This window comes from Verrucomicrobium sp. BvORR034 (genome assembly GCF_000739635.1).
Taxonomy (GTDB): domain Bacteria; phylum Verrucomicrobiota; class Verrucomicrobiia; order Verrucomicrobiales; family Verrucomicrobiaceae; genus Verrucomicrobium.
The window spans coordinates 1-15600 of the sequence record NZ_BATQ01000109.1 but is presented as its reverse complement, the minus strand read 5'-3'; the positions used below and the strand labels follow the sequence as shown (position 1 = coordinate 15600).

At 59.2% G+C, this 15600-nt stretch carries 16 protein-coding genes; 4 read left to right on the top strand and 12 right to left on the bottom strand.

The genetic code is table 11. The annotated features are described in order from the left end of the window. Positions 1 to 527: AraC family transcriptional regulator (locus BV034_RS18205; protein WP_265593147.1), on the top strand; the 527-nt coding region annotated here is incomplete at its 5' end. 48 nt (positions 528 to 575) lie between these two features. On the opposite strand, the gene BV034_RS18200 is transcribed toward BV034_RS18205, so the two are convergent. The 5 genes from BV034_RS18200 to coaD all read right to left on the bottom strand — a co-directional run bounded on the left by BV034_RS18200 (position 576) and on the right by coaD (position 4013). Continuing rightward, on the bottom strand, positions 576 to 1574 hold the full coding sequence (locus BV034_RS18200) for a beta-ketoacyl-ACP synthase III (protein WP_050028421.1): 999 nt from the start codon (positions 1572 to 1574) through the stop codon (positions 576 to 578). Beyond that, positions 1567 to 2580 carry a phosphate acyltransferase PlsX gene (plsX, locus tag BV034_RS18195; protein WP_050028420.1) on the bottom strand — a complete coding sequence of 338 codons (1014 nt, stop codon included), beginning with the start codon at positions 2578 to 2580 and terminating at the stop codon, positions 1567 to 1569. The genes BV034_RS18200 and plsX overlap by 8 nt, the downstream gene beginning before the upstream one ends. Positions 2581 to 2803: 223 nt before the next feature. Continuing rightward, a complete protein-coding gene (gene rpmF, locus BV034_RS18190) occupies positions 2804 to 2986 on the bottom strand; it encodes a 50S ribosomal protein L32 (protein WP_050028419.1) in 183 nt (60 codons plus the stop codon). Between the two features lie 3 nt (positions 2987 to 2989). Then, entirely contained in the window at positions 2990 to 3481 is a 492-nt protein-coding gene (locus BV034_RS18185) for a YceD family protein (RefSeq protein WP_050028418.1), read from the bottom strand. Between the two features lie 16 nt (positions 3482 to 3497). Beyond that, positions 3498 to 4013, bottom strand: coding sequence for a pantetheine-phosphate adenylyltransferase (gene coaD / locus BV034_RS18180; protein WP_050028417.1), 516 nt, complete (start codon positions 4011 to 4013; stop codon positions 3498 to 3500). A gap of 115 nt (positions 4014 to 4128) precedes the next feature. On the opposite strand from coaD, the gene aat reads away from it, so the two are divergent. Beyond that, positions 4129 to 4731: a leucyl/phenylalanyl-tRNA--protein transferase gene (gene aat, locus BV034_RS18175; RefSeq protein ID WP_050028416.1), complete on the top strand. Its 603-nt coding sequence runs from the start codon at positions 4129 to 4131 to the stop codon at positions 4729 to 4731. Between the two features lie 228 nt (positions 4732 to 4959). Here the strand turns inward: aat and BV034_RS18170 are convergent, their stop codons facing one another. The 6 genes from BV034_RS18170 to BV034_RS18145 all read right to left on the bottom strand — a co-directional run bounded on the left by BV034_RS18170 (position 4960) and on the right by BV034_RS18145 (position 12164). Then, positions 4960 to 5448 (bottom strand): type III secretion system chaperone, encoded by a 489-nt coding sequence (locus BV034_RS18170; RefSeq protein ID WP_050028415.1) that lies wholly within the window; start codon positions 5446 to 5448, stop codon positions 4960 to 4962. Between the two features lie 69 nt (positions 5449 to 5517). Next, complete coding sequence (gene lspA, locus BV034_RS18165) at positions 5518 to 6018, bottom strand: signal peptidase II (protein ID WP_050028414.1); 501 nt, start codon at positions 6016 to 6018, stop codon at positions 5518 to 5520. Between the two features lie 47 nt (positions 6019 to 6065). After that, positions 6066 to 8834, bottom strand: a complete 2769-nt coding sequence (gene ileS / locus BV034_RS18160; RefSeq protein ID WP_050028413.1) for an isoleucine--tRNA ligase — start codon at positions 8832 to 8834, stop codon at positions 6066 to 6068. Between the two features lie 152 nt (positions 8835 to 8986). Beyond that, positions 8987 to 9577 (bottom strand): hypothetical protein, encoded by a 591-nt coding sequence (locus tag BV034_RS18155; protein WP_050028412.1) that lies wholly within the window; start codon positions 9575 to 9577, stop codon positions 8987 to 8989. Positions 9578 to 9628: 51 nt separating this feature from the next. Next, entirely contained in the window at positions 9629 to 10972 is a 1344-nt protein-coding gene (locus BV034_RS18150; protein ID WP_050028411.1) for a coproporphyrinogen-III oxidase family protein, read from the bottom strand. Between the two features lie 52 nt (positions 10973 to 11024). Continuing rightward, on the bottom strand, positions 11025 to 12164 hold the full coding sequence (locus BV034_RS18145; RefSeq protein ID WP_050028410.1) for a PQQ-binding-like beta-propeller repeat protein: 1140 nt from the start codon (positions 12162 to 12164) through the stop codon (positions 11025 to 11027). A gap of 314 nt (positions 12165 to 12478) precedes the next feature. On the opposite strand from BV034_RS18145, the gene BV034_RS18140 reads away from it, so the two are divergent. Beyond that, a complete protein-coding gene (locus BV034_RS18140; RefSeq protein WP_265593146.1) occupies positions 12479 to 13099 on the top strand; it encodes a hypothetical protein in 621 nt (206 codons plus the stop codon). A 9-nt stretch (positions 13100 to 13108) separates the two neighbouring features. Here BV034_RS18140 and BV034_RS18135 read toward each other — a convergent pair whose 3' ends face one another. Beyond that, positions 13109 to 14428, bottom strand: coding sequence for a Gfo/Idh/MocA family oxidoreductase (locus BV034_RS18135; RefSeq protein WP_050028408.1), 1320 nt, complete (start codon positions 14426 to 14428; stop codon positions 13109 to 13111). A 733-nt stretch (positions 14429 to 15161) separates the two neighbouring features. Here BV034_RS18135 and BV034_RS36135 point away from each other — a divergent pair. Continuing rightward, on the top strand, positions 15162 to 15377 hold the full coding sequence (locus tag BV034_RS36135; RefSeq protein WP_265593145.1) for a hypothetical protein: 216 nt from the start codon (positions 15162 to 15164) through the stop codon (positions 15375 to 15377). Positions 15378 to 15600: the final 223 nt, after the last annotated feature.

The window sequence follows — 15600 nt, the reverse complement described above, 5'->3', positions numbered from 1 at the left end:
TCACCATGCTCTTGCGCCGGAATGAGATCGCAGTGGAGTGCTACAAGGAGATGCTGATCTTTGCGATGGTGGGAGCGCTGGCCAGCGCCCCCAATCAGTCCTCCAACGCCGAACTGGCAAGGCTGCAACTCGCGCTGCAGACGGTGAAGCGGGCAGAGACCTTCATCCTTTCCAATCTGGCGTTGCCCTACTCAAGCCGTGATTTTGCCAGTGTGCTGAGCATGACGGAGCGCAATGTGGAGCTGCAGTTCAAGAAGATGTTTGGCATGTCGCCCCACCGCTGGAGGGAGTGTTTCGGTCTGAACATGGCCTACCGTCGTCTGGCAAGGGCGCGGTGGAAGGCGGGATTAGTCTCTGACGTGGCAATGGAGTGCGGGTTCTCTCACCCGGGCAGGTTCTCCGCGAGCTACGGAAAACTGTTCCATGAGCTCCCGCATGAGACCGGCCGGGGCACTGATCCATCTGGTCCCGGTGAGTCCGCTCCAAAAAAAGAAAGGGCACCGGAATCCGGTGCCCTTGAGAGCTGATGCTTGCCAAGCTGGTCCAGGGAGGTGCTTGCAGAACCTTCTGCACCCTCACCACCTGATCACACTGCTGGCCCAGGTGAAGCCGCCTCCAAAGGCGACTAGCAGGAGGATGTCTCCACGCTGGATCCGGCCGGACCGGTTCGCCTCATCAAGGCAGACCGGGATGGTCGCGGCGCTGGTGTTGCCGTACTTGTCCAAGTTGATGAAGGTGCGTTCCTCCGGAACTCCCAGACGCTCGGCGATGGCGGAGATGATGCGGGCGTTGGCTTGGTGGGGGATCACCAGCTTCACGTCCTGCGCGGTGAGTCCAGCTTCCTTGAGCGCCTTCTCGCTGGCCTGGCACATCCGGGTGACGGCGTGCTTGAAGGTCTCACGACCTTCCATGTGAATCGTGTTGGGGCGCAGATGGACGTTTTCAGCGGTGATGGGCAATGCTGTGCCGCCGCCGGGGACCTTGAGGAGGTCCGCCAGATTGCCGTCGGTTCCCATGAAACTGGAGATCACCCGTCCGGGTGCGTCGGGCTGGTCGTCCCAGCGGATCACGGCAGCACCTGCTCCATCACCAAATAGCACGCACGTGTTGCGGTCGGTCCAGTTGATCAGGCTGCTGAGTTTTTCCGCTCCGATGACCAGTGCCGTTTTGCGGGGCCCGCCATTGAGGAAGTGGCGCGCTGTCTGCAGGGCATAGAGGAAGCCAGAGCATGCAGCGCTGATGTCGAAGCCCACCGCATTGGTGGCACCGATCTTCTTTTGCACGAAGCAGGCGGTGGAGGGGAAGAACATGTCGGGCGTCACCGTGGCGACGATGATGAGATCCACCTCCTCGGGCTTGATGCCGGCGGTGTGAAGGGCGCGACGGGCGGCCTCAGAAGCCATGTCGCTGGTGGTTTCATCCGGCGCGGCGATGCGACGTTCCTTGATCCCCGTGCGGGTGGTGATCCATTCGTCGGAGGTCTCTACGAGCTTCTCCAGATCGTGGTTGGTCAGCACGCGGGCCGGCATGTAGCTGCCGGTACCGATGATGCTGCATTGGCAATTGTCAGACATGTGCGAAAACGTGTGAAGTAATGGCGTTCTGAATGTGAGGATTCACTTCGTGAGTGACGGCTTCCATGCCGACACGCAGGGCATTCATGATGGCAGTGGGGGAGCTGGAGCCGTGGCCGATGATGACGACGCCCCGCACTCCCAGAAGAGGGCTGCCACCGTAGGACTCGTAGCTGCCTTTGCGTTTCACGGTGCGGAAGGCCTGCTGGGCCATCAGGGCACCCATTTTGCGGATGAAAGTGGCTTCGAGCTCATGCTTCAGCCACTTGAACATGGCCTTGGCCGTGGCCTCGCAGCTCTTCAGGATGACATTCCCTGTGAAGCCATCGCAGACGATGACGTCCAGCTCGGTTTCAAAGATGTCGTGCCCTTCCACATTGCCTTTGAAATTGACCGGGGCCAGCTTCAACAGCGGGAAAGTTTCCTTGGCCAGGGCGTTGCCCTTGGAGTCTTCCTCTCCCACGTTCATCAAACCCACCACCGGCGAAGCTTTGCCATGCACGTACTGGGCATAGGTGGAGCCCATGATGGCGTACTGCACCAGATGGCCCGGGGTGGCGTCGGGATTGGCACCAGCATCGAGGATATAACACACCCCGTGCTCGTTGGGCATGGGGCTGGCGATGCCGGGGAAGTCCACCCCATCCAGCCTGCCCAGCATGAGAGTACCAGCGGCGACTGAGGCTCCGGTGTGGCCGGCGCTCACCACTGCCTGGCACTCGCCCTGTTTGACGAGATCCACCGCCATGGAAATGGAGGAGTTCTTCTTCCGGCGCACTGCATCCAGGCCGGAGTCAGACATCTCCACCACCTGGGTGGAGTGTACGATCTCCACACGCTCGCGCTGGCCAACCTGTTGGCGGTCGAGTTCTGCCTCGATCACATCCTTTGGACCGGTGAGGTAAAACTTCTTCACCAAAGGGAGACTCTCGAGGGCGAGTTTGAGACCTCCAATTGGATTCTTCGGGGCTATATCGCCGCCCATGGCATCAAGGGCAAGGTTCATGTCGTCTCAGGACCGTAGAGCATTGTCATGGCGAGGTAGCGCAGTCGGCAGGGGAGTGCAAATGCAAAGCAGTGTGAGGAAGCAGATGCGGGTGCCGCCCTGCCTCCTAGCGGATGAAGGACTTACGCTTGCCGTACTGGGGTACGCGACAACAAAAAATCCCCGCAACGCCGGGCGCTGCAGGGATCGAAGCTGTATGTTAGGAACTGGGTAAGCCGGTGGCTTAGCCCGCGTCCACGTCAAGCACCTGGCGGTCGCCGTAGTAGCCGCAGGAAGGGCAGGCAACGTGGGAGGGAACAGCCGCTCCGCAGGAGGAGCAGGACTTGAGTTTGGGGGCACGCCAGCGGTTTGCGCCACGGCGCATCTTCTGACGGCTCTTGGATTGTCTGCGCTTCGGGACGGCCATGATTCAGTTGCGTTTAAGGTTGTTCAGTTGATCGAGAGTTCCCCACACATTTCTGTCCGCAGCTTCGTCAAGCTCAGTGCCAAGGGGCTCCGTTTCAGGGCTGAACTTGCCTTCAGCGGGACAATCTCGAAGTGTAACGTTGCCCGTTTCACAGCGAGGGTAGGTCGGAAGGGCCAGCAGAATGTCCTCTCTTAGGTAAATTGTCAAGTCGATTGGATCTTCATTTTCAATCTCTACGTCCAATCCGTAGGTCTGAAGCTCTACGCGGGTCTGGTAGCGCTCTGCACACCGGCCGCAGGTCAGCTCAAAAGTGGCCCCAAGATGGCCGTGCACGATGAGGTCTTTCTCATCGCGCAGGACGGTCAGCTGGTAGTCCAGAGGGCTGACGGGACGGGCAGGATCATCCTCAGACAAGGCAAAGATGGTCACGGGAAGCTGGCCTTCCACGTGCAGGCCTTCGGACGGGATACCGCGGGGGTCGATTTTGAGGTTCATGGCAAAGTTTTCCTTTTCAAGAAGTTACGCTGGCAGGCGCGGAGCGGGCGTTTCCGAGCTTGCGTTTTAGAGCCTCGGCGACGTGAGCCGGCACAAAGGCCCGGATGTCTCCACCCAGGCGGGCGATTTCCTTGACGATGCGGGAGCTGATGTAGGTCAACTCCTCCTGAGGAGTCAGGAAGAGGGTCTCCACCCGGTCATCCAGCTTCCGGTTCATGAGTGCCATCTGGAACTCAAATTCGAAGTCAGAGACGGCTCGCAGGCCGCGGATGACGGCGCAGGCTCCCTCACGGGCTGCAAACTCCACCAGCAAGCCCTCGAATGGCTGCACGCTGACGTTGGCAAGCCCGTGGGCCCGGGCGGTCTCCTCAATCATCGCCACCCGCTCATCCATGGTGAAGAGGGATTGCTTCTGATTGTCTCTGGCCACCGCCACCACCAGCTCATCAAACAGGCGGGCAGCCCGCTGGAGGACGTCCAGATGGCCGTTGGTAATGGGGTCAAAGCTGCCAGGGTAGAGACCTTTGCGCATGGTGGGTGAGAGAGATGGCTGACCTTAAGCCGGACCCGGGGTGATGAAAGAGAAATTCTCATGCGGAACAGGCGTCCTGAGAGTTGCACGAAAACGCGTTTTCGATGAATAGTGAATGAGGATATCCATTGAACCCTCCGTGTCTGCGTTAGAGCCCCGACTTCTCATTAGTGCGTACTGCAATGGGATCTTCCCCATGGGCATGGAGAACGGTCGTCTTTCGTGGTTTTCGCCAGATCCCCGCGGCATTCTGCCCATCCGGGAATTTCATGTGCCCCGGAGCCTTCGGGCGGAGTTGCGGAAGCGGAAGATCGAAGTGCGGGTGAACACCGCCTTCGGCGAGGTGCTGCGCGGCTGTGGCCAGCGCCGTGAAACGTGGATCTCCAAGGAGATCATCCACAGCTACGAACTCCTGCACAAGCTGGGGTATGCGCATTCTGTGGAGGCCTGGGAGAATGACGAGCTCATCGGCGGCCTCTACGGTGTGGCCATCGGGGGTGCCTTCTTTGGCGAGTCCATGTTTAGCCGACGATCAGGGGGATCCAAGGCGGCACTTGTCTGGCTCATGGACCGGCTGAAGGAAAAACAGTTCCTGTTGCATGACACGCAATGGACGACTGCCCATCTGTCGATGTTTGGCGGCCGCGAGATCGCGCGGGAGGAGTATCTGGCGATCCTTGAAGAGGCCGTGAAGATGTCGTCTCGTTTCTTGGGCTGACTCCGAGTGGGTGGAGCTAGGGTTGTTTCCTTGTTTTTTCCGCTACTTGGGTTCCAGCATCACGTCCACACCGCCGCCCTTCACTGTCAGTGCTGCGACCTTGTCCAGGTCATACTGCTTGGCCACATTGAACTCAAACTCGCCCCTGCCTAGGTCATCCATCCTGTACTCTTTGCCGTACCCCAGTTTCCCGAAGTACTGATCTGAGCAACACGATGTCGTGGTTGGTTAGACGCGGATGAACAGGGCGGGATCGAGGGCGGAATCTTCCTCTCCATCCGTGGGGGTGGATTCGTCAGACGTTCCTGATCCGGCGATCATGATCGTCCAGGCCCGGGCGGCGGCGGCGAAGTTCTGCAAGACATTGCGCAAGGCCACACCGTCCAGCCCGGAAAGGTGAAGGTCGTAGATCATGATGATGCTTCCATCCGGCGGCTCCAGCGCCATCCGGGTGCCGGAAGTGTCCCTCCAGAGGTAGTTGTACTGGAGCAACAGCTTGTGGAGCTGGCCTGCCCGATCGTCATCCGGAGTTCCCACATTAGTGGTCAGCACCAGCTTGTTTCCCGGTCCGTCGTGAAAGGCTTCTACCAGAAGGCTGTCGTCGAACACCAAGTCCCAGGATGCACCGTCATCGGCCTCATGCTGAACGAGTGCATCGAGGTCCAGAATGGGGGCCACTTCGGCGAGCAAAGCGGCCGGCAGGGTGGAATCTTGCATGCCGCCATCCTACAAGGAATGACGGATTGTGTCTATAAAGACACAAGATATCTCCACTGTGAGGTGGGGCTACTTCGCCGTCTGTTTGTCCTGCTCTGCGGGATCAGCACGGAAGACGCCACTCGCCAGCAGGCAGGCGGCAATCACCACGCAGGAATCCGCCACGTTGAAGGATGGCCAAGGACTGGCCATGGGCAGATGCAGGTCAAAGGAGAGGAAGTCCACGACGTGATGGTAGATTAGACGATCGGTGAAGTTTCCACATACCCCGGCCACGATCAGGGCGATCGCGACGCGGTTCAACAGCCCCGGGAAGAAACCCTTGCGGTAGGCCCAGATGAAAAATCCGAGCGCCACCAAGGCGATGCTTCCGAAGATATAGTTCGAATACTCGCCTCCGTTAAAGCTCCCAAAAGCCACTCCCGTATTGTCGATGTAGTGGAGCGTGAAGAAGTTCTCAATGACCTCGCGGCCAGGACCGCGAAGCTCGAAATTCCGCACCACCCACAGTTTGGTGAGCTGGTCGACGATGTAGAGAGGGAGGCTCAGGAGGAGCAGGAGACGGAGCATGCAGGAAGGGAAGGGGTTTTAGGAATCTACATTGCCAGGTGCTGCAGTCACGCCACAGCCTCGTCGCAACGGTCGCACAGATCTGCGTGGGGTTGATGGCCGACCGCTGGAACGTGCTTCCAGCAGCGGGCGCACTTCTGGTGGGGAGACTCCAGTACCACTGCAGACGGCTCGCTGGCGTCCGTCCGCTTGATGGTGAGGACGGAGAGGATGAAGAACTCCTCCAGCGTCGGAAGGGCCTCGAACACGGGATGCTGGAAGCCGGACTCGGGGAGCGTGAGCTCCACGGTGGCTTCCAAGTTGGAGCCGATGCGCTTCTCCTGCCGGGCCTTCTCGATGGCCTGCTGAATGACGGCACGCACCTTGAGCAGCTCCTGAACAGCCGCGGTCGCCTCTGGATTGACGTAGGAGGGATCGAGCTCGGGGAAGTCTTCCAGATGCACACTGGTCTGATGGCCGAGGTATTCCCAGGCTTCATCTGCGGTGAAGGAGAGGATGGGGGCCAGCAGGCGGCAAAGGGCGTCTGTGATGCGGTGGATGGCCGTCTGGGTGGCACGGCGGCGCAGGCCGCTCGTGGCGTCGCAGTAGAGACGGTCCTTGGTGATGTCAACGTAGAGAGCGCTGAGATCGACGGCGCAGAACTGGTTGAGCAGGACGAAGACCTTGCGGAAGTCGTAGGCATCATAGGCCTCGCGGCACTCCTGCTTCAGGTTCTCGAGCTGGCTCAGGATCCAACGGTCCACCAGCGTGAGCTGGTCGGCTTCCACCGCATCTTCTGCGGCGTTGAATCCGTCCAGATTGCCCAGCAGCACGCGCAGCGTGTTGCGGAGGCGGCGGTAGCTTTCTGAGGCCTGCTGGAACAGCTCTTCAGAGAAGGGTACCTCATTCTGGTAGTCCACGGAGCTCACCCACAACCGCACGAGATCTGCCCCGTACTTGTTGTAGTAGTGGTCCGCCGTCATCGGCTTGGCATTCTTGTCGTTGCCCTGGTCGCTCTTGGAGACTTTCTTCCCGCTCGTATCCACCACGAACCCGTGGGTGATGACGCTCTTGTACGGGGCGGCACCGCGGGCGACCACGCTGAGCATGAGGGAGCTCTGGAACCAGCCGCGATGCTGGTCAGTGGCCTCAATGTAGAGGTCGGCAGGAGAGTGCAGCTCGGGATGACGATCCAGCACCGCGACATGGCTGCAACCGGAGTCGATCCAGACGTCGAGGGTGTCATTTCCTTTGACCGCGCCTTCGGGAAGACCCACAAGGGTGGCCCACTCTGCGTCGGATTTTTCGAACCAGGCATTGGTGCCCACCTGCTCGATGATGTCGGCAACCTTGCGGGCTACCTCGGCACTTACGACCGGTGTGCCGTCGGCGTGATAGAACACGGGCAGAGGCACGCCCCAGGTGCGCTGGCGGCTGATGCACCAGTCCGGGCGGGATTCCACGGTGCCATAGATGCGGTTGCGGCCCCAGGCAGGCAGCCACTTGACGCGGTCGATCTCCTCCAGCGCTTTGCTGCGGATCTGTTCCACGCGGATGAAGTACTGCTCCACGGCGCGGAAGATGATTGGCGTCTTGGAGCGCCAGCAATGCGGATACTGGTGGGCGTAGCTTTCGCGGGCCAGCAACGCGCCCTTCTCAGTCAGAAGGGCGATGATGGGTTCGTTGGCCTGGAAGACGTGTTTGCCCACCAGATCGGGCAGGCCCACTTCCGCAGTGTAGTGGCCGCGGCCATCTACCGGGGAGAGGATCTCCATGCCGTTTTCACGGCCGGCTTGATAGTCGTCTGCCCCGTGCCCGGGGGCGATGTGCACCTGCCCCGTGCCGGTATCGGCGGTAACAAAGAGGCCGTTGATGACCTTGGAGGTGCGAGGTAAGAACGGATGCTGGGTCTCCAGGCCCACGAACTCACGGCCCTTCATCTGGGCAAGTTCCGTGACCAGACTGAACCCGGTCTTGGTTGCGAACTCGTTCAGCAGGGATTTCGCAACCACAAAACGGGCGGCGATATTCTCGGCGTTGGTGAACTCACCCACCACGTAGTCAAAGTCTGGATGCAGGGCGATACCGAGGTTCGCTGGCAGCGTCCAGGGGGTCGTCGTCCAGATCACCAGGTTTGCGCCTTCCAGCGCGGCCGGCAGATTGGCCGAGGCCAGCGCAAAGGATACGTAGATGGCGGGAGAGACCTTGTCCTTGTACTCCACTTCAGCTTCGGCCAGGGCGGTGCCCGCGCCGTAACTCCAGAGCACCGGCCGTTTCATGCGATAGACCAGATCTTGCTCCACCAGTTTGGCAAAGACGCGGATGATGTCGGCTTCATAGCCGGGATCGAGCGTGAGGTACGGGTTCTCCCAATCACCGAAGACGCCCAGCCGCTTGAAGCTGTTGCGCTGGATGTCGATGTACTTGCGAGCGTACTCCTCTGAACGTCGGCGCACCTCCACCGGAGTGAGGCCGGTGCTTTCTTTCACCACACGGAATTCGATGGGAAGACCGTGACAGTCCCAGCCGGGCACAAAAGGAGCATGCCAGCCCAGCATGGTTTTCGATTTCACCACCAGGTCCTTGAGGATCTTGTTCAGGGCAGTGCCCATGTGCACGTCGCCGTTGGCAAAGGGGGGGCCATCATGAAGGATGAACTTCCTGGAGCCGCGACGCTTTTCCTGAATCTGCTGATAAAGACCTTCTGCCTCCCATTTGGCGAGCCGTTGGGGCTCCCGTTCGGTCAGGCTCGCCCTCATGGGAAACTCCGTCACCGGCAGGTGCAGGGTCTCTTTGTAGGGGTTGGGGGCGTCTTTTTCTTTTTTCTTGTCGCTCATCGGGCTGAAAATGGTGGACGCGGAGCCTAGCGGAGTTTGCGGGAAAGGCAAATGATGCCAGTCCGCAGCGGTGACAATGCCACCGCCCAAAAGTCCCTGTGACAGGGCAGGCCGTGAAGGAGTTGCCGTCAGCCAGAGCAGGCGGGAGTTGCTCAGTTCCCTGCAAGCGGTCGCTCCGCGCCAGGCAGCACCTCCACCACCTCCGCCAGACACGCGCCATTGGCGTGCCGCAAGTCATTGCAGCGGCCGAAGAGAGTTTGCCCCTCTCTGGCACCCAGCAGGGTGGCCAGCCGGTGGTCGATTTCGATGCGGAAGTAGCCGCTGGGATGGCTGGTGTGGGGCACCCGTTCTTGCTGGAGAATGCCCCCCAGAGGTATCTGACCTTCCAGCACGAGATGCCGGGTGTGATCATCGAACCCATCCAAATGAATGCCGATGGCACCAAACTCAACCGGGACTCTGTCGGTTTGCCGCTTCAGGACGGACGCTCGCACGAGGTAGTTTCCCAGACGAGAGCGGGCATGCACATCCAGTGTGATGGTATCATGGTGAAACTCCGCCAGGCGTGGCGTCATGTCAGTGGCATGCACGAGGAGCCAGCGCTCTGCCTCGGGCATGGACTCCGGCTTGATGAATGTGACTCGGGGGCTCTCGCTCCCCAAGCCGTAAAAAAACCGGAGCGGAGCCAGGATGTCAGTAGGCATCGCCCCAGTTTGAGGTTGGGCTTCCAGGACTTGAGTCATGGCAGGATTCGCATGAAACGCACAGGTCTGCTCTGGATGGGAAGGTGGCTCCTAGGTGTAGCGGGCGCTCCGGTGGTGGGGCAGGAAGAACTCGTGCAACAGGCGGTCCACCTGCAGCAAGCCATCCCGGGTGAGGCGGATTTCATCCGGACCCAGTACTGCGAAGCCTTCATCCTGCATCCAACCCAGCTGCGGGGCGAAGCGGGTGAGCACATCCTCGCCAAACTTGGTCTGGTAGTAGCTGGGCTTCACGCTGCCGAGTTTGAGTTTCAAGATGAACTCACGGATGAATCGCTCGTCCGGACTGGTGGCGTAGGCGCGGAAGATGGCGCTGTCGCCCCGTTCGATCGTCTCAATGTAGGGTGCGATGTCGGCCTGGTTCTGCAAGTGAATGCCGCCCAGATGGCCGAATGAGGCCACGCCCACTGGAAGGAGGTCTGCGCCCTCCCAGAGAGAGTCCCGATAGACGAATTTGATCGTGTCTGGGTTCTTCACCACGGTGTAGGCGCTGGTGACGGTATAGCCCGTTTTGACGAACTCTTCGAAGGCGTAGTCGACCCAGGCTCGCTTGGTCTCCCAGTCAGCGACGGGGGCTGTGACCTTGCCGTCGGTCTGCATCTGCTTGTAGATGCCGGTGTTATAGGGCACTTCCATCTGGTAGATGGTGACACAGTCAGGCTGCATCTCCACCGCCTTGGCCACTGCGGCTCGCCAGAGCTCCTCAGTGTCATTCATCATCCCGGCAATGAGGTCGATGTTGATGTGCTCGAAGCCAAGGCCCCGGGCAAAGCGGTAGGCGCGCTCGATCTCTCCACTGCGGTGGGCGCGGCCGTTGGACTCCAGAATGTGGTCGTCAAAGTGCTCGACCCCCAGGCTGAGCCGCGTGACCCCAATCTCGCGGATGGCCTCAAGCTTCTTTTCGTTGAGGGTCCCAGGTTCCGCCTCAAACGCCACTTCCTCGGCCTGATCCCACGGCATGAGGTCCTTCATGCGGTTCGTCAGTTCTTGGAGCTGTGGCACGGAGAGGTAGGACGGGGTGCCGCCGCCAAAGTAAACAAAGTGAGGCTTGCGCCCCTGGAGGTAGGGGCGTGCCGCGTAGCGGGCGAACTCCTCCATGCCTGCGTGAATGTATTTGCGGATCTCAGCGGCGTTCTTGTCCGTGTAAACGCGGAAGTAGCAGAAGTGGCAGCGCTTGCGGCAGAAGGGGATATGGAAGTAAACGCCCAACGGGATGTCGTGCGGCGCCGGACTGTCGAGCACCTTCTCGACAGCAAAGACCTGTTCTTTCTGCCAGAAGGAGAAGGGTGGGTAGTTGGCAACGAAGTAGTTGCCAGCCTCCGTGGCGTGGTGCTTGGCCTTGGCGGCATCGCTGACGGGTTCTGTGACGGAAGACATGGAAGAGAAAAGTTAACGAGAAATAGTGGCCGGGCCGACAGAGAAGGGGAGCTTATTTGGGGGCAGACTTGCCGTTCTTGAAGCAATAGACGTTCCCGTCATCCGCTCCAATTAAGACATAATCACCCGCCACGGCCGGAGCCGTTTTGACAGGTGCACCGACCTCATACCGCCAGACTTCTTCGCCTTTGGACAGGTCGAGCGCGTAAAAATAGCCGTCGTTGCTGCCGGCAATGACATGGACGCCCGCACAGATGACAGGGGAGCTGTCCACATCACCTCGGGTGCGAAACTGCCACTTTGCCTCACCCTTGGCACGGTCAAGGCCATAGATCCGCTTGTCACGTCCTCCAGCCACCACCCAGGCATCGTTTACGGCTGGAGCGGCATAGTAAGGGAATTCTCGCTCGCCGAACTCCCAGAGCTTGGCCCCATCCCCAAAGGAGAATGCGGAAACGCGGTTCCCATAATGGGCGACATAGGCCATTCCTTTGTCCGCTGCGACGTTGTTGCCGATGTAGGCGCCGACCTCGATTTTTTTCACTTCTTTGCCCGTCGCGATGTCCAGGACGTACAGCACCCCGTCACACCCGCCGAAGACGACCTGGTTCTCATAGACGGCGACGGCACCATTGACGTAGTTCGTCGTCTCGTAGTCCCAGAGCTTTTGGCCAGTCGCCGCATCCAGACAATAGAGGCGGTTGTCGTAGCTTCCGATCAGAACCCGCAACTTGCCATCGGGTCCGGTCCAGTGGTTGACTCCGGCATGGACCTCGCCGTCGGTCTCAAATTTCCACACCTCTTTGCCCGTCGCGGCGTCAAAGGCATACACGAAGGCATCTCCACAGCCGACAATGACGAGTGGTCCCGCAAAGCCCGCGTTGCCCTCGAAGAAGCTCTCCTTTTTGACCTTCCAGACCTCTTTGCCCGTCGTGAGGTCCAGGCAGGCGAAATTCCCACTCTGGGACCCGACGTACACTTTCCCATCACGCACGACCGGGGTGGCGATGACGCCTTCCCGGCGGGCTTTGTTCCCAAGCTCTGCGGTCCAAGCCAGTTCCAGCGGGAAATTCAGCGCGGTAGGGGACTGCCCGCGCATGGCGGCATCACCCCGGCCCAACTGCCAATCCTGAGCGGAGGCATTGGCAGGCAATGCGAGCAGCACCCCCGTAAGGCCCGCCAGAACGATCATCCGGCAAAATCCGGGGGAATTGGCTCTGACTGAGGAGGTTTTGAAGGGGGAAAGGTTCAACATCGGGACAAAAGAATATCAATCTAAGACAACAACGGCGGAAAATGAGGCAACATTTTCTACTTTTCTACGATTCCGGCATTGCCTTTGTGGCATACTAATAGTTGCCTTGAAGCATCGCCCCACGCCCGATGCCGGAACACGATCCAGAACTTGACGACGAGCCAGAGCCGGAATCGGAAAAACCGATCCCTCGGGAATTTCATTCTGAGTACGAAGAGAGACCGTTCCAGAACTGCTCCCGGTGTGGAGAGTTGCTGAGCATCTTCGACAACTACCAGATTAACAAGGCCTACCGGAACGGGGAGTGCGTCTTTGAATACTGCTTCTGCTCTCCATGCCGCGATTCGCTGTTGGAGGAGTTTTCAGAGGAGTCCAAGATCAACATGCTGCGCCACCAGGAGGAGAATCTCCGGGAGGTGCATGGTACGGGGGAATGTGCTTTTTGTGGGAAGTCCAAGGTGGAGACGCCCATGAAGGACTACATCATTACGGCCTTGTGCCGGGAGACGAGCCTGATCGACAGCCTCATGATCTGCGAGGGCTGCCAGCTCGGCATGCATGAATTGCTGAGTGAAAAAACTCGCGATGTGCGACGCAGATTCTTTGAAGAGCTCCCCGGGGTGCCGCCGGACTGGGAGGTCTGGACGCCGGAGGAAAGCGAGGCTACCAAGGCTGCTGCCGTCTCCAAGAGCGGGGGCAAGCCGGTCATGCCATCTCCCGTCATGAAAGGGGAATCTGGTGCCGATTCCTTGAGTCAACTTGCAACTGGCCTGCCCACGGCCAAAGGCGTGCGCCATCGCGCCGATGACGGCTGTCTGGAACTGCTCTGGCCTGCCAAGCGGCTCGCGAAGCGTAAGCCTCCGGGCGTTTAGGGATGGCTCTCAACTGATCGCGGGCAGCTTCCAATCGCCGCGGAACGGACGTGCCTCCAAGAGTCGCGCTGCCTTGGTGTCGGTGCCAAAGCTCTCGCTCACCGGATCCCATGCGAGTTTTCGGCGGCTGCGAAGGGCGATAGAGGCGAGCTGGCAAAGGGTGTCTGAACGGACTGCCGTCTCAATGCCGCAAATCGGTGTGGACCGGGTTTTGATGGCATCGAGGAAATTGCGCGTATGGTCGGTGCTCACCGGCAATTTGACTGGCATGGTGCCTTCTTTATTTTGAGGATCGAGCAGCAGCTTTTCGTCTGAGGACCAGATCTTTCCTCGCTTCACCTGGATCCACCCGGCATCGCCGAAGAACTTGATCCCGTGGGAGATTTCCTCGCCCTCGCTGGCAAAGGTAATGGGGGCGGCATTGGCGTACTCATACCGGACCTTCCAAGTTTGCACCGCATTGCAGGTGCCACTGGCTGGGTAGGTACCCTGACCTTCGACACTCACCGGACCCGTGTCATCGGTTCCGTTGCCCCACTGGGCGATGTCCAGGTGATGGATCCCCCAGCACGAGATCATGCCCAAGGAGAAGTCGGTGATGTTCTCGTGGTATCGGCGGTCCAGCTTCTTGCTGCTGAAGTGGGACTCCGGTGCGGGCCCGATCCATTGATCCCATTGAATGTAAGCCGGGATTTTCTGAACAGGGAAGACTTCTGTCTGGATGCCACCCTCTACTCCCACCTGGATCTCCTGCAGATTTCCGATGCGTCCATTTCGGACCAGCTCGCAAGCCCAGCGGAACTTGAGATCACTTCGTTGCTGAGTCCCGAACTGGAAAGTCACCCGGCTTCGGCGCACGGCTTCCCGCACGTGGCGCGATTCGGCAAAGGACAGTGCCATCGGCTTTTCATGGTAGATGTGCTTGCCCTTCAGAATGGCGTCCGTGGAGGGAATGCTGTGCCAGTGAACTGGCAGAGCCATGAGCACGGCGTCCACGGAGATGTCCAAATTGAGCTCGCGGAAGTCCGCGAAGGACCTGACATGAGCTCCGCCGTATTTCTGAGCGAGAATGCCTCTGGCGGCTGCCAAGTTGCGCTCATTCACATCGCAGAGCGCCGTGACCCGCACGTCGTCATGGTTCATGAACGCCTGCATATCCACCTGGCCTTGCCGTCCCACGCCGATGACTCCCAGGGAGATTTGATTGGAAGGCGAGACCGCTCCGCCAAGTCCCAAAACGCGGGAGGGTACGCAGAGCGGGGCGGTGGCGGTGGCCAGGATGCCGGTCAGCAGTGACCGCCGAGTGACCGGAGCGAGGGACGTTCTCATACGTCCTAAACCAAACGCACCCCGAAATTCTTCCGTTAATCTGCCGGAATCGGTGTCTTTCCGTCCGGAAATTGCTGGGTGGTAAAACATGGCGTCTGATGTCGCGGGTCACCTGAAAGACCTCCTGCAGAAGGTGACGCTCTCTAACTGTCTGTATGTTTGGAGTGGTGTCTTTTATTTGCAGGCAGTAGCTATGCGCCAATTGCGGGAAGTAACGACCTCCTTTCGAAGAGTTGCGATTGCTAGCTGCTATTTGTGGATGGCCAAGGTGTTGTCCATCATTCCAACTAATGAGTTGCGATTGTGACTAGGGAAATGACTCAGAATTTGCCGGAGCGCATTCTTATTGTCGGAGGCAATGGTTAGACTATAGAACCAAATAAGATGGGGTCGAAAGTTTACATATAATGCTTGTGACAATTAATTAAGTGTCGCGATCAAAATGGAAATTATGATTGCAACAGTTGCAGCAATGCAATTAATAAGTATTATGCGCAGTCCATGTTTGCTTCGACTATCATTGAGCGGGGTAAGAGGAATGGTGAAAGTGGCCCAGCTTGGGCGAATTGGCTTTCGAGTGGCGGAGTTCAAGGAATGCGCAAGAGCTTTCGGACCTGCAACCGGAGTGACGGCGGTGCTGCTATTGTCAGCGTGTTCGCGAAGTGATACGCAAGCCCCGCGGGATAAGAGTGTTGAGACGCCCATCTCCAAGTCATCCGTTGAGATCGGTGGGATGGACAAATCTGCAGGCCACCAGCCCGACGGGAACTGGGACGTCCTGCCCGCCCCGGTTTCCGCCGGGTTGAAGATCAATCCCTCAGGAGGAGCGCGCGCGAAGGTCGTCCCGCAGCGGCAAAGGCCTTTGCCGTCAGGAGCGTTGACGCTGCGGGATATGAAGCCGGAGAAGGTGCTCCAATCCTATCCAGTTCCGGTGACTGCTCCGAGGTAGGAGCTAAATGCCGAATCTCCGGCCAAGTCGAACTGCCGCTGAAAGCTATTCAAATGAAATTCCACCATATTTACACGACAACGCTATTGCTGTTAGGGATCTGCGTGTTGTCCACGGTGAACGCCATGGCCCAGGCTCCGGCGGCACCGTCTGCTCCTGCCGCGCAGGCACTGGGTCCACGCAAGATGCAGGTAACTTGGACGGACAACGCAGCCGATGAAAC

Excerpts from the sequence above, each read along its gene's own strand:
- BV034_RS18200 (WP_050028421.1), bottom strand. The coding sequence starts at position 1,574 with ATGTCTGACAATTGCCAATGCAGCATCATCGGTACCGGCAGCTACATG.
- plsX (WP_050028420.1), bottom strand. The coding sequence starts at position 2,580 with ATGAACCTTGCCCTTGATGCCATGGGCGGCGATATAGCCCCGAAGAAT.
- rpmF (WP_050028419.1), bottom strand. The coding sequence starts at position 2,986 with ATGGCCGTCCCGAAGCGCAGACAATCCAAGAGCCGTCAGAAGATGCGC.
- BV034_RS18185 (WP_050028418.1), bottom strand. The coding sequence starts at position 3,481 with ATGAACCTCAAAATCGACCCCCGCGGTATCCCGTCCGAAGGCCTGCAC.
- coaD (WP_050028417.1), bottom strand. The coding sequence starts at position 4,013 with ATGCGCAAAGGTCTCTACCCTGGCAGCTTTGACCCCATTACCAACGGC.
- aat (WP_050028416.1), top strand. The coding sequence starts at position 4,129 with ATGAGGATATCCATTGAACCCTCCGTGTCTGCGTTAGAGCCCCGACTT.
- BV034_RS18170 (WP_050028415.1), bottom strand. The coding sequence starts at position 5,448 with ATGCAAGATTCCACCCTGCCGGCCGCTTTGCTCGCCGAAGTGGCCCCC.
- lspA (WP_050028414.1), bottom strand. The coding sequence starts at position 6,018 with ATGCTCCGTCTCCTGCTCCTCCTGAGCCTCCCTCTCTACATCGTCGAC.
- ileS (WP_050028413.1), bottom strand. The coding sequence starts at position 8,834 with ATGAGCGACAAGAAAAAAGAAAAAGACGCCCCCAACCCCTACAAAGAG.
- BV034_RS18155 (WP_050028412.1), bottom strand. The coding sequence starts at position 9,577 with ATGACTCAAGTCCTGGAAGCCCAACCTCAAACTGGGGCGATGCCTACT.
- BV034_RS18150 (WP_050028411.1), bottom strand. The coding sequence starts at position 10,972 with ATGTCTTCCGTCACAGAACCCGTCAGCGATGCCGCCAAGGCCAAGCAC.
- BV034_RS18145 (WP_050028410.1), bottom strand. The coding sequence starts at position 12,164 with ATGATCGTTCTGGCGGGCCTTACGGGGGTGCTGCTCGCATTGCCTGCC.
- BV034_RS18135 (WP_050028408.1), bottom strand. The coding sequence starts at position 14,428 with ATGAGAACGTCCCTCGCTCCGGTCACTCGGCGGTCACTGCTGACCGGC.
- BV034_RS36135 (WP_265593145.1), top strand. The coding sequence starts at position 15,162 with ATGGACAAATCTGCAGGCCACCAGCCCGACGGGAACTGGGACGTCCTG.